Source organism: Saccharothrix algeriensis (assembly GCF_016907655.1).
Taxonomy (GTDB): Bacteria; Actinomycetota; Actinomycetes; order Mycobacteriales; family Pseudonocardiaceae; genus Actinosynnema; species Actinosynnema algeriense.
This window is the reverse complement of sequence record NZ_JAFBCL010000001.1, coordinates 2,742,264-2,757,782: the sequence shown is the minus strand read 5'-3', so window position 1 is coordinate 2,757,782 and position 15,519 is coordinate 2,742,264. Positions and strand designations below refer to the sequence as shown.

Here is a 15,519-nt window from a genome sequence, read left to right as displayed (position 1 = left end):
CATGGTCGTCTTTGACAGGTCATGCGGGGGGAACACGACCGCTGTTTCTTTTCCTTCTCCTTGGCGGCCTGCCTGTCCGGCGAGGACTCTTTTAATATTTTCAGCTTCAAGCGCTACCGAACTGATTAGATCCGTACCGCACCAAATCTCACCCAGATCGGTGCGCGACCCAGGTATGAAGAGCGGCCGAGAGGCCCCCAAGGAGGAGGAAAAGAAAGGGCGGTCGTGTTCTCCTCCCCGCACGGCCTGCCGGAGGCAATCGCATTTGTCGGGGGGTGTCAAGCGAAGAGCGTGCTTGACACCCCCCGACAAATGCGATCGGGCTGCGCCCAGGCCGTACGGGGAGGAGAACACGAAGCGACCGGTGTGTGCACTAGGTGCAGCATCGCTGCGTGCAAAGCGCACTGGGTGCGGCGCCGCTGCGTGCGAAGCGCACTGGGGGCGGTGCTGTCCTGCTAGTTCAGCTTCAGCGCCCGGCGCACGAAGGACACCACGTCGTCCAAGACCTCGTCGCGGTTGGTCTCGTTGAAGACCTCGTGTCGCGCGCCGGGGTAGACGCGTTCCTCGAACAGCAGCCCCCGGATCCGGTCCGTGCCCGTCCTGGTGTCCGCCAACGGCACCAGCTCGTCGGCGTCGCCGTGCAGCCACAGCGTCGGCAGGTCCTCCAGGGTCGGTCCGTAGTTCACCTCGTCCAGCGCCCGCTCCAGCGCCTCCAGGGTCTCCCGTCGGAACGGCCCGTGCCACACCAGCGGGTCGGCAGCGTACCGCTTGCCGACCTCCGGGTCGCGGGACAGCACGTCCGGGTCGACGGGGGTGTCCGGGATCTCGGCCGACCCCAGCACGTCCAGTCCCTGCCAGGTGCCCAGCATCGGCGCGGACAGGACCAGGGCGGCGGGTCGGTGCAGCTGCGCGCGGCGGGTGGCGATCAGGCCGCCCATCGAGTGGCCGACGAGGACGGTGGGGAGGTCGGTCGCCGCCGAGGAGATCGCGGCGCCGACGTCCTCCACCACGCCGTCGAACGACGTGATCAGGGCCCGTTCACCGGCCGAACCGCCGTGGCCGAGGTGGTCGGCCGCCACGACCAGGGCGCCGGCCTCCACCAGGCGTTCGGCCACGTGCCCGTACCGGCCGCCGTGCTCGCCGTACCCGTGCACGAGGACCGCCAGCCAGGTGGCCTCCAGGTTCGGCCAGGTCCGCACCACGAGTTCGCCGGCGTGGCCGGGGATGTTCGACTCGATCACCTACGCAGCGTAGAACGCGCTGATCTCGATCTTCCCGCCACCGCACACCGGGCCCAGGCCCCACGGCACGGTCAGCGGCTGCGTCTCGTCGGGCGGGATGGCGGCGGCGTCGGCGGCCTCCGGCCGGCACGGCTGCTCCACGGGCTCGTCACCGGTCGGCACGACGGTCCAGTGCAGGTTGGCCGCGGCGGACGACTGCGGCGCCAGGGTGACCGGCGACGGGCCCGGGTCCCGGGTGCGCCGCAGGTCGGTGGCCACCGGCTGCCCGGAGGCGTCGAGCAGCTGGAAGCCGCTGTAGCCGTTGAGCGTGCACGGGGCCGGGCCGGTGTTCGTCACGACCAGCTTGCCGCCGCGGTTGCCCGCCGCCGCCTCGGTCGGCTCGACCCGCCCGCTCAGGGTCGCCGCGGTGCACCTCGTGGAGTCGGGCGTCGGCGAGGTCGGGGGCGGGGGCGGCACGGGGGAGACGGGGGAGGTGAGGGTGGTGGTGGCGGTGGACGACGCGCTGCTCGCGGAGGGCGGCGGACCGCTCGGGAGCGCCTGCTGGTCGGCCGCCGGCCGGGGGCTTCCGCACGCGGTGAGCGCCAACAGGGCGCCGCAGACGGCGAATCGCCTCATGTCCACCTCCTGGGTCCTGGTCCTACCAGGGGGACGTACCCAGCGGGCGGGCGGTCGGGTCGGTCGGGGAAGAATTCACCGTATCGTGCCCGTCACAGTTGCTTCTCGACCCAGCCGTCGGCGAGCACGGGCATGTCGTGCACGGCCGCCGTCCACAGGTAGGTCCAGCACACCCGGCCGTCCGCCAGGACCACGCGGACCCGCCGGTAGTCCCCGCCCTCGTACTCGTCCAGCACCGGCAGCGCCACCTCCGGCGACTCCAGCCGCAGGACGTGCCCCGGGACGCCCGGACCGTCGCCGGGGCGCAGCGCGGGGTAGCCCCGGCCGGTGTCGTGCAGCGTGCCGGGCAGCCGCGCGGGCACCGGGGCGTCACCGGTCGTGAACGGCTCCACCAGGCGCCACGCGCTCAGGCCGGGCTGGAGGGTGCCGTAGACGAACAGGCGGTCGGGCCAGTCGTCGGGCGACGGGTCGCCGAGCACGGGGGTCACGTCCAGGCCGTCGCTGTCGGCGGGCCGGCCGCCGAGGGTGCGCGCGCCGCGCTGGTCGACGTCGGCGCACCGCACGGGCCCGCCGCCGGCGAGCAGGGGCATCCGCCGCTTGCCCGCCCCGGTGTAGGCCAGGACCGAGTCGACCACGGCGCCGTTGAACAGGGTGACGCGCCCGGTGTGCACGCGGACCAGCCGGTAGCGCAGGCCGCGGCCCTCGCAGCGGTCGAGCACGCGCAGCTGCTCGGCGGTGGCGAACCACACCGCGTGCTCCTCCTCGACGCCGGGCGCGGCGGCCAGCGTCGCCGGGCGCTGCCCGTCGGTGGCGCGCAGCCCGGCCGCCCACACGGCGGTGAGGCCCTCGCAGCGGGCCCGCAGGACGACGGCGGGCCCGGTCAGGCCCAGCTCCTCCCGCAGCCAGGTGACCTTGGCGGGGTTGGCGTTGGAGCCGTAGGCGAGCACGGGCATCCGGCCCGTCAGGGGCGGCTCGCCGTGGTCGGCGAGCCAGTCGTCGAGGTCTCGGCCGTCGGGCGCGACCCGCCACCCGGAGTCGGCCGCGGGGTCCGGGGCGACCGGCCAGCCCGCGCCGTCGAGGTGCACGAAGCAGTGTCCCGGCCGAGCGCCCGGGTAGGGCTCGGCCGGGTGGCTATCGTCCGTGAACGGTTGCGTCATACCCCCCATTCTGGCGCAGCGCACACCGAATTCACCCGATGTTGGTTTTTTCGTCACGGAAGAGGTCGGACCTTTCCAGCTGTCGGCTGGTGAGTTGCGCGTGTGGCCGCTGTTCGCGACCGATTCAGATCGGAGGTCTCGACGTGATCTGTCACACGTTCGCACCTGTTGCGCGGTACCGAAGCGGCTCCGACCAGGCCCGTCCCGCCCGGCCGCCGGCCGCGGGGGGCACGCGCACCGCGGAACGCCGCCGGGGAAAGAGGGCTCTCGGGGGGTGCGGAACAATCCCCCCGGAGCCCCCGATCGCGGGCGCCGCCGGTTTCAGCGGCCGGTCAGGATGAGCGCGGCGTCGATTTCGGGGTGGGCCTGCGGGTTGTCCTCCCACCACCGGGCGTAGCCGGGGTTGCGGGGCAGCACGGCCCGGTAGGCGCGGGCCGCGCACGCGAACACGTCGTGCGCCCGGCCCGCCGCCGGGCCCTCCCGCCGGGTGGCCAGCATCAGGTCGACCATCAGCGGGGCGCCGCGCAGCGGGCGGATGACGATCCCGTCGCCGCTGCGGGACTGGGGCAGGGCGAAGGACACCGCGCCGTTGGCGACCAGGCTGCGGGCCGTGGACGCCTCGTTGACGTGGTGGGTCAGGCGGGGGGTGAAGCCCGCCTCCGCGCACACCGAGAAGATCTGGAGGCGGTTGCCGACCAGCTCGTCCGGCGGCGACACCCAGTCCCGGTCGGCCAGCTGGGCCAGGTCCACCTCCTCCTGCCCGCCCAGCGGGTCCCAGTCCGGCAGGGCCACGAACTGCGGTTCGCTGATCAGCCTGCGGATCTCCAGGCCGCGCAGCTCGCGCCGCTCCATGCCCTCGAACCGGTCCAGCACGCCCAGGTGGACCTGGCCGTTGACCAGCAGTTCCAGCAGGTCCGAGCCACCGGGCATGATCTGGGTGCGGACCTCCGAACAGGGGATGGCCCGGCGCAGCTCCTCCACGAAGTGGCCGAAGAACAGGGTGGGCACGCCGCCGACGATGAGCGGCCCGGGTGTTCCGTCGCGAGTCCTCCCCTTGGCCAGGCTGACCAGTTGCTCCACTTCGTCCAGGACCAGGCGCGCCGTGCCCACGACCTGCTTGCCCAGGTCGGTGGGGGCGCTGCCGCCCGGTGTGCGGTCGAACAGCTGTCCGCCCACGATGCGCTCGACCGTCCGGAGCTGGGCGCTCATCGCCGGCTGCGTCAGGCCGAGCCTGCTCGCGGCCTTCGTGAGGCTGCCCTCTTCGGCGATCGCGCACACCGCGCGGAGGTGGCGGAGTTCAAGCTCGGGCATAACGCTCTTCTATCCCCCTTTTGAATGAGCCGCCACCCCTCACGGCCGCCATAGTTGGCGGAGTCCCCGTGCAGTGGAGAGGAAGAGATGCGCAGCGCCAGCCAGATCTACTGAGTGCGGGCACCACACACCTGTGGCCGTCCCGTCCCACACCACGCTGCAACGCGGGCGTGGTCGAGCGACCCGGACACCGTTTACGCGGGCGGATGTCCCGGGAGGCGCCGGGGAGCCGGAGGCGAGCCAAGGGGGTGCGAGGCGGACGTCCCCACCCCGCTGCGGGCCGCCGGTCGTGACTGCGGAGTAGCGACCGGCGGCCCCGCCGCGTTCTGGGTAGCGTCGGGTGCATGGCAGTAGTGGACAGCCCCGTCGACTGGGTGAACAAGCACATCCGCGACTACGTCGAGTCCGACGGCGCGAAGGGCCACGAGTGGCAGCCCGGCGTCTACACGCTCCTGCTGACCACCACGGGCCGGAAGTCGGGCAACCCCCGCCGCACCGCGCTGATCTACCAGCCGTACGGCGACGCGCACGTGGTCGTGGCCTCCCACGGCGGCGCGCCGGAGCACCCGGCCTGGTACAGGAACCTCCAGGCCGACCCCGCCGCGCGGGTGCGGGTCGGCCCCCGGGAGTTCGCCGTGACGGCCCGCACCGCGACCGGCGAGGAGCGGGCCCGGCTGTGGGACCTGATGAACGAGGTCTGGCCGGACTACGCCGAGTACCAGACCAGGACCGATCGCGAGATCCCGGTCGTGGTCCTCGACCCGGCCTAGGCCCGCGCCCTGCGCCCTACGCACCCACCGGGATCGGCACCGCCGCGCCGGTGACCCGCACGCGGTCGTCGTCGGGTCGCACGGCGACGCCCAGCACGCTGGGCCGGCCCAGGTCGACGCCCTGGTGGATGGTCAGCTCGCGCGGCTCGGTGACGCGCCCGAGCGCCCGCAGGTAGCCGCCGAACGCCGCCGCGGCGGCCCCCGTGGCCGGGTCCTCCACCACGCCGCCGACCGGGAACGGGTCGCGGGCGTCGAAGACGTCGCGCGACCGCGCGTGGAACAGGTGCGCGGTCACGGCGCCGTTCGCCCGCAGCAGGTCGCCGAGGGCCTGGAAGTCGTAGTCCAGGTCGGCCAGCCGCTCCCGCGTCCGCACGCCCAGCACCAGGTGCCGGGCCCCGGCGGACGACCAGTGCGCGGGGTGCCCCGGGTCCAGGTCGTCGGCCGACCACCGCAGCGCCCGCAACGCCGCCCGCACGTCCTGCGCCGGCGCGGGGGAGGACGACGCGGGCACGCTGACCAGCGTCGCCGTGCCCGCCCCGGCCTCGACCTCCACGAGCCCGGCCGGGGTGTGGAAGCGCAGCGCGCCCGTCGTGCCCAGCGCCACCGCGGTGGCCACGGTGGCGTGCCCGCAGAACGGGATCTCCACCTCCGGGCTGAAGTAGCGCACGTCGAACGAGCCGGCCTCGGCGCGGGGCGTCGCGAACGCCGTCTCGGAGTAGCCCACCTCGGCGGCGATCGCGAGCATCGCGGCGTCGTCCAGCCCGGTGGCGTCGAGCACGACCCCGGCCGGGTTGCCGCCGGTCGGCTCGGTGGTGAAGGCGGTGTAGCGCAGCACGTCGGTCATGCGGCCAGCCTCCCCCACCACCGCCATCGAATCCAACGATCCTGCGTGATGACCTCGATCGCTATTGTCGATGGCATGGACACCCGCCTCCTGCGCACGCTCCTGGTGCTGGCGCGCACGGGCAGCTTCACCGCCGCCGCGGCGCAGCTGCACCTGGTGCAGTCCACGGTGACCAGCCAGGTCAAGGCCCTGGAACGGCAGCTGGGCGCGCGGCTGTTCGACCGGCTGCCCACCGGCGCGCGGCTGACCGAGGCGGGCCGCCGGGCCGTCGAGCACGCGCGGGAGGTCCTGGCCGCCGAGCAGCGGCTGCGCGACGCCGTCCGGGGCGGCACGGCCGTCGAGGGCGACGTCCGGGTCGGCGCGCCCGAGTCGGTGTGCGCGTACCGGCTGCCGCAGCGGATCGCGGACGTGGCGCTGCGGTGGCCGGGCATCACCGTGCACCTGACGCCGGTCGGCACGCGGGACGCGATCGCGGGCGTGCGCGGTGGCGACCTCGACCTCGGCCTGGTGCTGGAGGAGGCCGTGGTGGCTCCCGGCCTGGCGGTCGACGTCGTCGGCGCGGAGCCGATCGAACTCGTCGCCGCGCCCGGCGCGCCGGGCGCCGACGAGCGGTACTTCCTGCTGGAGGAGGGCTGCTCCTACACCGACCGGTTCGTCCGCGAGCTGACCGCGACGCCCACCATCACCCGGTTCGGCAGCATCGAGGCCGTGCGCTCGTGCGTGGTGGCGGGCCTGGGCCGGGCGGTGCTGCCGCGCGTCGCCGTCGCCGAGCAGCTCGACGCGGGCGCGCTGCGCCGCGTGCGGGAGCTGCCCGGCAGCACGCTGTTCCTGCTCACCGACCCGCGCCGGACGCCGTCGGCCGCGGCCCGGGTGGTCGCCGGGGCCGTCGGGGCCGCCGGGGCCGTCGGCTGAGGCGCCGGCGGTTCAGCCCAGGTCGACCAGCATCCCCTCGCAGCTGCGCACGACCACGGCCGCCGCCCGGCGCTGCCCGTGGTCCAGCGCGGGGTTCGCGGCCTGCTCCCGCCACCGGCCCAGGGCGTCCAGCACGACGTGCCGCAGCTCGTCCGCGGTCGGCTCGTACTCCATCCCCAGGCGCGCCAACGGGTCCGTGCCGAGCCCGCCGACCAGCCTGCTCGCCTCGGCGGCCAGCCCGTCGGGCAGCTTCGCGCGCCCGCCCTGCAGCGCCGCGAGCAGCCGCAGCTCCCGGAAGTCGTGCGCGGAGGCCAGGAGGCGCTCCGCGCCGGCCGCCAGCCCGACCGAGTCGGGCCGGGGTTCGTTGCGCAGCACGACGTCCAGGCCCAGCAGCGCCGAGCGCGCCTTGAGCACGTCGTGGCGCTCGGTGAAGTAGGCGCCGACCGACTCGCGCAGCTCGCCCAGGCCGCTGCGCTGCACCAGCTGCCCGGTCAGCTTGACCTGCGTGTCGAAGCCCTGGCGGATCAGCGTCGTGGTCAGCCGCACGCCGAAGATCCCGAACCGCTCCACCAGCCGCCGCCGGACCGCGGGCTCCAGCCGGACCGGGAAGTCCTCGCCGACGAACCGGTCCGCCGACAGCAGGTGGTCCTCCAGCTCGGTGCGGGCCAGCGACGCGAGCGACGACAGCGCGGCGAACTCCTCCGCCCGCAGGGTCCGGGCCGCCGCGGCGAGCAGGCCGGCGACCGCGACCACGTTCTGGCACAGCGGCACGACCTGCGCCTCGCGGCGGTAGCGGCGGGCGATCTGCTTGGCCGAGGTCAGCGCGTCGATCCGGCCGCCGCCGATCTCGTCGGCCCGCGCCAGCACCAGCACGGTGCCCACCGGGGCGGCCCGCGCGACCGGGTGGTCGTGCGCGGCCCGCAGGTAGCGCAGGTCGGTGCTGTGCACGTGCCGGGTCAGGTAGAGCACGGCGTCCGCCTCGCCGTAGACCTGCTCCACCGGCGCGTCCGGCGGGGTGTCGATCAGCGTCAGGTCGCGCAGCGACCGCGAGGGCCACTCGACGGTGACCCGGTCCGCGTCGGGGGCGTCCACGAACGCCCGCCCGTCGCGCCGCGCGATCGGCACCTCGTGCGCGCCGACCGCGGCCCGGGGCCGCGGGCCGTCCCGGTACCAGGTGGTCGTGCCGGTGGGCGCGAACTCCTCGCCGATCAGCGCGCCGACCAGCGTCGACTTCCCGCTGCGCGGCGCGCCCGCGACCGCCACCCGGACCGGTTCGGCGAACCGCGCCCGGTGGCCGCGCAGCCACGCCACGGCGCGGGGGCTGTCCCGGTAGACCGCCAGCGCCTCGTCCAGCAGCGCCAGGACCCCGGCGGCGAGCGTCACGCGCTGATGCCCAGCGGCGGCGCCTGGCCGCCCACCAGCGCCTGGGCCCGCTGGTGGAGCTGGACCAGCCGGTCCAGCTCCCGCCGCGCCTCGCGGGTGCGGCGCTCCCGCTCGGTGGTGTCGTCCTGCACGGCCCGCCGGGCGCTGCGCGCCGATTCCAGCAGCGTCTCCTGCAGCTCGTCGGCCAGCGTGCTGAAGTGGTTGCGCAGGCTGCGCTGGATGTGCCGGGCCGCGTCCCGGAAGTCCTTGCCGAACTTGAGGAAGAAGTCGTCCACGTGCCGCTGCGCGGCGGCGCGGGCCGCGGCCTGGCGGCGGCGCAGCCGCTGCCGGCTCTCGTCCAGGACGGACTTGCCGCCGAACAGCGCGCCCGCGCCCAGCGAGATCGCGTTGATCAGCGGCATCCCGGCCAGGCTGGTGACCAGGCCGAACATCAGCACGCCGCCGTAGGAGCCGCGCAGGCCGGTGAACACCTTCTGCCCCGCGCCGAACTTCTCTATCACCGGTCTGTCCATCTTGGACACCCGGTCCAGCACGTCGGCCGGGAACACCGACTCGGGCAGCAGGTCGTCGCGGTGCACCGGGAAGCTGCGGGCCACCTTCTCCGCCACCCACGCCGAGCGGTCCAGCAGCCAGGCGAAGTTCGTGGCGGCTGCCTCGGTGAGGTTGGCCTCCAGCCAGTCCTCGAACGCCTCCCAGCCCAGCGCCGGGTCGGCGGTCTCGAACGTCCGGTCCACCTCGCGCAGGATGCGCCGGGTCCGGTCGCGCAGGTCGTACTCGAGGTCGGAGACCAGGTCGGCCATCTCGTCGGCCAGCACGGCCTGCCAGCGGGCGGACCGGCGGCGCAGCTCGTCGACGCGGCGCTGCGCCTCGTTCAGCGCGGCGATGGTGGCCTGCGCGCCGTGCGAGCCGCGGCCGTTGAGCTCCTCGGCGACCGGCGCGACCAGCTGCCTGATCGCGGACGCGGCGGTCACCGCGACCGTGCGGCGGGCCAGCACGTCGGCGGCGGCCACGATGTCGTGCTGCACGCACGCCAGCAGCTCGGGGAACCCGGACTCGGCGTTGAGGGCCGGGTCGCCGGTCCGCGCGGCCCGCAGCCGCAGCGCCGCCGAGACCGGGATGAGCTTGGCCGCCACGCCCGCCCGCGCGAGGTGCGCGCGGTTGCGCTCGACGACCCGCCGCCACTGCGCGGTGATGTCGATCTTGGTGAGCACCACGGTGACGTTCGGGCAGCAGGTCATGACCTGCCGCAGCAGCTCCAGCTCGGACGCGGTCAGCTCGGCCGTGGCGTCGGAGACCATCAGCACGGCGTCGGCCTGCAGCAGCGCGGCGAACGTGCTGGCGGTGTGCGCGGGCCGCAGGTCGCCGACGCCCGGGGTGTCGATCAGCACCAGGCCGGAGGTGAGCAGGGCGCGCGGGAGGCCGACCTCCGCGCGCACCAGCTCGCCGGTGCGGGCCGCGCCGACCTGGTCGGCGAGCTGGTCCAGCGGCACCGGGACGCGCTCGGTCGGCGTGTTCGCGATGGTCCGCACCAGGGCCGCGCTGGGCGTCTCGGCGTGCTGCACGAACGTGGGCACGGTGGTCGTGACGTCGTCCCCGACCGCGCACACCGGGGCGTTGACCATGGCGTTGACGAGCTGGCTCTTGCCCTGCTTGGGCTCGCCCAGCACGAGCACCCGCAGCTTCGGGTCCAGCTGCCGGGCGCGCTGCTCGCGCAGCCGCTCGGCCAGGTCGGGGCGGTGGTGGGCGGCGCAGGACCGGATCGTGTCGTCGAGCACGTCGAGCCAGGGTGCGGACATCACGCGGCAGAGTGTGCCGTGTTCACCCGGTGACGTGGAAGACAGGGCCGGCCCCGCCCGTCGGCGGGACCGGCCCCCGGCGCGGTGGGCGATCGCCTAGAACAGCGCGTCGCTGATGTCCTCGCCGCCGACGAGCGGCAGGTCGTTCAGGCCGATGCCGAGCCCCGGCACGTCGACCGCCCCGACGTGGTCGGTGACGTTGCTCACGCCGGAGTGGTAGGACAGCCGGCCCGCGGTGTCCTCGGCCACGTCGACCGCGGTCTCCGGGGTCAGGTCGCGCTCGGGCAGCGCGCCCAGGCCGTCCAGGTTCAGCGTCTCGCCGAGCTGGGAGGGCTCCAGCCCGCCGGCCAGGTTCGCCGGGAGGGTGCCGGCGAGGCCACCGGACACGGTGCCGACCACGCCGTCGAGCGTGTCGACCGCGCCGAACACGGGGCTGGTCAGGCCGTCCGCGCTCGGCACCGCGCCGGTGACCCCGCCGGCGAGGGCGCCGTCGAGGGTGCCGGCCGACCCGTCGACCGGACCGGCGACGGTGCCCGCGGTGGGGGGCAGCGCGACGTCCAGGGTGTCCGCCACGTCGCCCACCGCGGAGAAGTCGCCCGCCACGGAGGCGTCGACGGACCCGACGGCGTCGGCCACGCCCCAGCCGGCGAAGCCGCCGAAGACGTCCACGCCGTTGGCGTCGGCGCTCAGCGCGCCCGCCGCCGCCAGGTTCACGTCGGACGTGCCGGCCACGCCCGGGAGGGACAGCTGCTGGGCCACGGCCTGGAGCTGGCCGATGGCGCCGTTGGCGTCCTCCGGGTCCAGCGGCAGGTCGGTGAGCACCGCGCCGTCGAGAGCGGGCAGGCTCCCGGCGGGCACGTAGTCCAGGACCAGCGGCAGGACCTCCTGCACGTCCAGAGCGCTGATGTCGCTCAGGCCCGCGGCGGCCAAGGTCCCCTCGGCGTCGGCCTGGAAGTCGGCCAGCGCGGCGGGGTTGCTCAGCAGGTCGAGGACGAAGTCGTGCAGCGTGGTGGGGCTGGTGCCCATGGTGGGTGTCTCCTGGTCGGGATCTCGGTGTGCGGGAGCTGGACCGGCAGGGGAGGTCCGGCCTGCGATCACGGTATTGACCGGGGGATGCGAGGCCATCGGGGATAACTCCCTGTAGATGCCGCAACCACGAAGGGGTGGTTCTCGTTCACTCCCTAGGGGATTAGGGGATGCGCTTGTGACCCTTCGGCAGGTCCGTGTACCAACTGGGACCCGCTACTGAGACGAGGAGGCTCCCGGAGTTGCCGTACGTCCTCGGGGTCGACGTGGGCACGACCCGCACGGCCGCCGCCGTCTGCCGCCTCGGCGGCGCCGGCCGCGCGGAGCCCGAAGTGGTGGGGCTCGGCGGGCCGGGCGGCGGTGTCGCGACGTCGCTGCAGCTCACCGCGGACGGCGCGTTCGCGGTGGGCGAGCCGGGCGACCCGCGCTGGACGGCCGTCGGGTTCGCCCGCCGGGTCGGCGACGACGTGCCCGTCGTGCTGGGGACCGAGCGGTGCGCCGCCGAGGAGCTGACCGCGCTCATGGTGGTGTGGGTGGCCGGGCAGGTCGCCGAGCGCGAGGGCGAACCCGCCTCGCACGTCGTGCTCGCGCACCCGCCGGGGTGGGGGCCGCACGCCAAGGGCCTGCTGCGCCGGGCGCTGCGCGCGGTGGGCCTGGCGGAGGTCACCCTGCTCGCCGAACCGCTGGCCGCCGCGGCGAACCACCCGTTCGGCAGGGGGCCGGTCGGCGTCTTCAGCCTGGGCAGCCACGCGTTCAGCGCGGCGGTCGTGCGCTCGGGCGAGGTGGTGGCGTGGGCCGAGGGCGTCGACCAGGCGGCCGGCGCCGACTTCGACGACCTGGTGTTCGAGCACGTCCGGGCGACGCTGGGGCGCGCGCTGCGCGAGCTGGACCCCGAGGACCCCCGCACGCGCGGGCTGCACGGGCGGCTGCGGCGCGACTGCGAGGCCGCGAAGCGCGTCCTGTCCGGCACGGTCGGCACCGCGATCCCCGTGCACCTGCCCGACGGCCCGGTGGAGGTGCCGCTGAGCCGGGCGCGGTTCGAGGAGCTGATCCGGCCGGCCGTCGAGCAGGCCGTGGCGGTGTTCGAGCGGGTCGCGCGCGGCGCCGCCCTGGAGGCCACCGTGCCGGTCGGCGGCAGCGCCCGGATCCCGCTCATCCCGTCGCTGCTGCCGGGGCGGGTCGTGGTCGAGGCCGCGCCGGAGACGGCCGCGGCCCGCGGCGCGGCGCTGGCCGGGCGGAACCTGCTGCTCGGGCTGGACGAGCCGGAGGACGGCGAGACCTCGGTGCTGGTGCGGGACGACGACCCGCTGCTGCGCTTCCCCGTGGGCGGGTCCACCGCGGTCCCCTCCGACGCCGACTTCACCGCGCCGCCGCCGCGCCCCCCGATCGACATCACGCCGCTGGACCTGCCGGGGCGGCGCTCGGTCCGGCGCGTCGTGCGGGGGCTCGCGCCGATCGGGCGCTCCCGCAACGCCGAGGACGGCCGTTGAGCCTGCGCATGACCACGGACCGCCCGCTGCTGGACGCCGCGACCCGCCAGGTGCTGGCGGGCATCGCCGCCGCACCGGACGCCGCGCTGCGGCTGGGCGTCCTGGCGCCCGGCGGGTACGGCAAGACGACGGTGCTGCGGGAGGTCGAGCGCGCCTGCCGGGACGCGGGCGTCGAGGCCACCGTCGTGGACGACGCCCACCTGCTGGGCGACGCCGAGCTGCTGGCCCTGCGCTCCCTGGTCGAGCGGGGCGGGAGCACCGTCGTCGTCGCGTACCGGCCGTGGCCCCGGTCGCGGGCGCTGGCCGCGCTGGCGGAGTCGCTGGGGCGGGTGCGCCCGCCGCTGATGCCCTCGGCGTTCACGCGCGAGCAGGTGCGGGCCGTGCTGCCGCCGGCCGGGCGGGCGGTGGCCGACTTCGTGCACCACCAGACCGGGGGAGTGCCCCGGTTCGTGGCGCGGCTGGCCGGGCTGACCTCGCCGGAGGTGCCCCCCGAGGTGATCGCGTCGTTCCGGGCCGACCTGGACTGGCTGGAGCCGGACGTGCAGAAGTACCTGCTCGCCGCCGAGGCGGGTGCGGCGCTGCGGCTGGACCTGCTGGCGGCGCTGCTGGACCGGGACGTCGACGCCGTCGGCGAGGTGATCGAGGCCGGCCGGGCGACCGGGCTGCCGGCCGCGGACGGGACGCTGCCGCCGGTCGTGCGGACCGCGGTGGCCGCGCTGATCCGGACCGACCGGCGGATCGCCGTGCGGCAGCGGCTGGCGGAGCTGCAGCTGCGGTCCGGCGGCCCGGTGCTGGAGCTGGTGCGGCCCCTGCTGGGCACGGGCGCCGGCGGGCCCGCGGTGTCGGCCGCCTTCCAGGCGGCGGCGCGGGAAGCGCTGCCGACCGACCCCGCGCTGTCGGCGCGGCTGCTCGCCGCCGTCGGCACGCCCACCGCCTCGCTGGCCGTCCGCCGGGCGGCGGCGTCGGCCATGTCGGGCGACCTGGACGCGGCGCTGCGGCTGGCCGACCAGGTGCTCTCCGGCGGCGACGCCGAGCACCGCGGCGCGGCGGCGGAGGTCGCCGCGATCGCGCTGGCGCACCGGGGCCAGCTGGCGCGCAGCACCGAGCTGCACCGGTGGTCGCCGAGCGCGACGTCCGCGGCGTTCGCGGTGGTCGGCCGGGTCGGCACCGGGCGGCTGCCGGCCGGGACGCTGCCCGACGCGCCGCCGACCATGCTCGACGGCGGCGCTTCGCTGATGGCGCACGGCGTGCTGGAGTCCGTCACCGGCTCGCCCACCACCGCGCTGTCCACCCTGGTCAGCGCCACCGGCCTGCTCGAACCCGCCGGGCGGGCCCTGCTGCTGCCCGACTCGCCGGCCGCGCTGGCGGCGCTGGTGGCGCTGCACGGCGGTGAGCTGCCGGTGGCGGAGTCGGTGCTGGAGCGGGCCCTGTCGACGTCGCTGGGCGGTGCGCTGATGGCGGTGCGGCACCGGCTGCTGCGGGCGTGGGTCGCGATGGTGCGCGGCGACCTCGGGCGAGCGCGGGAAACCCTCGTGGCGCTGCGGAAGGCGGGCCGCCCGCTGGAGCCGCGCGACTGGGTCTTCGCGGTGGCGCTGGAGGTGGGGATCGCGCGGCGCACCAGCGACCTGGCGACGTTGAAGCGGACCTGGGAGCAGGCGTGCGAGGCCGTGCTGCGGCACCCGGTGGACCTCTACACGTTCCTGCCGCTGGGCGAGTTCGCGGCGGCGGCGGCGCGGCTGCGCGACCAGCAGCGCCTGGCGCCGCACCTGGCGGCGGCCCGGGACCTGCTGCGGCGGCTGGGCGACCCGCCGCTGTGGGCCGTCCCGCTGCACTGGAGCGGGCTGCACGCGGCGATCACCGCCGAGGAGGCGGCCGAGGCCGAGGAGCACGCGGCGGCGCTGGCGTCCTGCCGCGACCGGAGCCGGTACGCCGCCGCGATCTCGACGGCGGCGGAGAGCTGGCTGGACGTCCTGGCGGGCGAGGTCGACGCGGACCGGGTCGAGGCGGCGGCGCGCGGGCTGCACGCGGCCGGGCAGTGGTGGGACGCGGCGCGCCTGGCCGGTCAGGCGGCGATCCGGACCTCCGACCGGCAGGCGATGGTGCGGCTGCTGGACTGCGCGCGGCTGCTGCAGGGCCGGCCGGCCGCCGCGGGCCGCAAGCCCGCCGCCGAACCGGTGGCGGCGGCGGGCAGGCTCAGCGACCGGGAGCGCGAGGTGGCCGAGCTGGTCGTCGCCGGGATGACCTACAAGCAGGTCGGCGACCGGCTGTTCATCTCGGCGAAGACGGTGGAGCACCACGTGGCCCGGATGCGGCAGCGGCTGGGCTGCGCGAGCCGGGCGGAGCTGCTGGACCAGCTCCGCCGGACCCTGGCGACCCGGGAGGACGGGTAGGACCCGCGCCGGTCAGCGCTCGGCGTCGGGCCGGTCCCCGGGGCGCGTGGACGAGTGGAGCAGGACCAGGCCGAGGACGGCGACCGCGAGGTTCCGGTACGCCGCCGCGAGCCCGTTCCAGTCCTGCGACTGCCACATCTGGAACCACTCGCCGCCGATGACGACGAACCCGCCGCCGAACAGCAGCGCCTGCATGACCCACCCCAGCGACGACAACCGCCTCGCCGCGGCCTTCCCGCGCACCCATGCGACCAGCGCGGCGGACAGCACGAGCGCGGTGGCCGCCTCCCACGCGATGATCAGCACGTAGGCGGCGGTCACGGCGGTCGGGTTGGTGATCGCGCGGTACGCCGTGCCCGGCGACCGGAACGTGGTGTCCATCGCGAGCACGTGCCGGACGAACGCGTGGTTGGTCCCGTAGTCGGTGATGTTGCCCAGCACGACGAGAACCAGGTAGCCGGCGCTGATCGCCGTGAGCACCGCGACCGCCGCCTGCGGACTCCCCACCCGATCGAGTAGACGCATGGTGGGAAACCTACTCACGAACCGCGGCGAGTCCACGGCGACGAGTGCCCGACGGCCCC

Annotated in this window: 13 protein-coding genes; 4 read left to right on the top strand and 9 right to left on the bottom strand. The window is 75.6% G+C overall.

Annotation, left to right across the window (positions count from 1 at the left end; all coding sequences use genetic code 11):
• Positions 1–455: 455 nt before the first annotated feature.
• From JOE68_RS12380 to JOE68_RS12365, 4 genes are all read right to left on the bottom strand, one after another.
• Positions 456–1,241, bottom strand: a complete 786-nt coding sequence (locus JOE68_RS12380; RefSeq protein ID WP_307819646.1) for an alpha/beta hydrolase — start codon at positions 1,239–1,241, stop codon at positions 456–458.
• The gene (locus JOE68_RS12375) at positions 1,242–1,856 is read right to left on the bottom strand and encodes a DUF4232 domain-containing protein (protein ID WP_204842504.1); all 615 of its coding nucleotides are present in this window, start codon (positions 1,854–1,856) and stop codon (positions 1,242–1,244) included.
• Positions 1,857–1,948: 92 nt separating this feature from the next.
• Positions 1,949–3,013 (bottom strand): gamma-glutamylcyclotransferase, encoded by a 1,065-nt coding sequence (locus JOE68_RS12370; protein ID WP_204842503.1) that lies wholly within the window; start codon positions 3,011–3,013, stop codon positions 1,949–1,951.
• A 321-nt stretch (positions 3,014–3,334) separates the two neighbouring features.
• Entirely contained in the window at positions 3,335–4,324 is a 990-nt protein-coding gene (locus tag JOE68_RS12365; RefSeq protein WP_204842502.1) for a LysR family transcriptional regulator, read from the bottom strand.
• A 344-nt stretch (positions 4,325–4,668) separates the two neighbouring features.
• On the opposite strand from JOE68_RS12365, the gene JOE68_RS12360 reads away from it, so the two are divergent.
• The gene (locus JOE68_RS12360) at positions 4,669–5,094 is read left to right on the top strand and encodes a nitroreductase family deazaflavin-dependent oxidoreductase (RefSeq protein ID WP_204842501.1); all 426 of its coding nucleotides are present in this window, start codon (positions 4,669–4,671) and stop codon (positions 5,092–5,094) included.
• Between the two features lie 16 nt (positions 5,095–5,110).
• On the opposite strand, the gene JOE68_RS12355 is transcribed toward JOE68_RS12360, so the two are convergent.
• Positions 5,111–5,938, bottom strand: coding sequence for a PhzF family phenazine biosynthesis protein (locus JOE68_RS12355; protein ID WP_204842500.1), 828 nt, complete (start codon positions 5,936–5,938; stop codon positions 5,111–5,113).
• A 75-nt stretch (positions 5,939–6,013) separates the two neighbouring features.
• On the opposite strand from JOE68_RS12355, the gene JOE68_RS12350 reads away from it, so the two are divergent.
• Positions 6,014–6,850, top strand: a complete 837-nt coding sequence (locus JOE68_RS12350) for a LysR family transcriptional regulator (RefSeq protein ID WP_204842499.1) — start codon at positions 6,014–6,016, stop codon at positions 6,848–6,850.
• Positions 6,851–6,862: 12 nt separating this feature from the next.
• Here JOE68_RS12350 and JOE68_RS12345 read toward each other — a convergent pair whose 3' ends face one another.
• The 3 genes from JOE68_RS12345 to JOE68_RS12335 form a co-directional block, all read right to left on the bottom strand.
• Positions 6,863–8,233 (bottom strand): GTPase domain-containing protein, encoded by a 1,371-nt coding sequence (locus JOE68_RS12345; RefSeq protein ID WP_204842498.1) that lies wholly within the window; start codon positions 8,231–8,233, stop codon positions 6,863–6,865.
• Positions 8,230–10,029, bottom strand: coding sequence for a dynamin family protein (locus tag JOE68_RS12340; RefSeq protein WP_204846062.1), 1,800 nt, complete (start codon positions 10,027–10,029; stop codon positions 8,230–8,232). The genes JOE68_RS12345 and JOE68_RS12340 overlap by 4 nt, the downstream gene beginning before the upstream one ends.
• A 96-nt stretch (positions 10,030–10,125) precedes the next feature.
• Positions 10,126–11,055: an IniB N-terminal domain-containing protein gene (locus tag JOE68_RS12335; protein WP_204842497.1), complete on the bottom strand. Its 930-nt coding sequence runs from the start codon at positions 11,053–11,055 to the stop codon at positions 10,126–10,128.
• A 242-nt stretch (positions 11,056–11,297) separates the two neighbouring features.
• On the opposite strand from JOE68_RS12335, the gene JOE68_RS12330 reads away from it, so the two are divergent.
• Both JOE68_RS12330 and JOE68_RS12325 read left to right on the top strand, forming a co-directional pair.
• Positions 11,298–12,545, top strand: coding sequence for an Hsp70 family protein (locus JOE68_RS12330; RefSeq protein ID WP_204842496.1), 1,248 nt, complete (start codon positions 11,298–11,300; stop codon positions 12,543–12,545).
• Positions 12,546–12,553: 8 nt separating this feature from the next.
• Entirely contained in the window at positions 12,554–14,935 is a 2,382-nt protein-coding gene (locus JOE68_RS12325; protein ID WP_204842495.1) for a helix-turn-helix transcriptional regulator, read from the top strand.
• Positions 14,936–14,947: 12 nt separating this feature from the next.
• Here the strand turns inward: JOE68_RS12325 and JOE68_RS12320 are convergent, their stop codons facing one another.
• Complete coding sequence (locus JOE68_RS12320) at positions 14,948–15,460, bottom strand: DUF2165 domain-containing protein (RefSeq protein WP_204842494.1); 513 nt, start codon at positions 15,458–15,460, stop codon at positions 14,948–14,950.
• Positions 15,461–15,519: the final 59 nt, after the last annotated feature.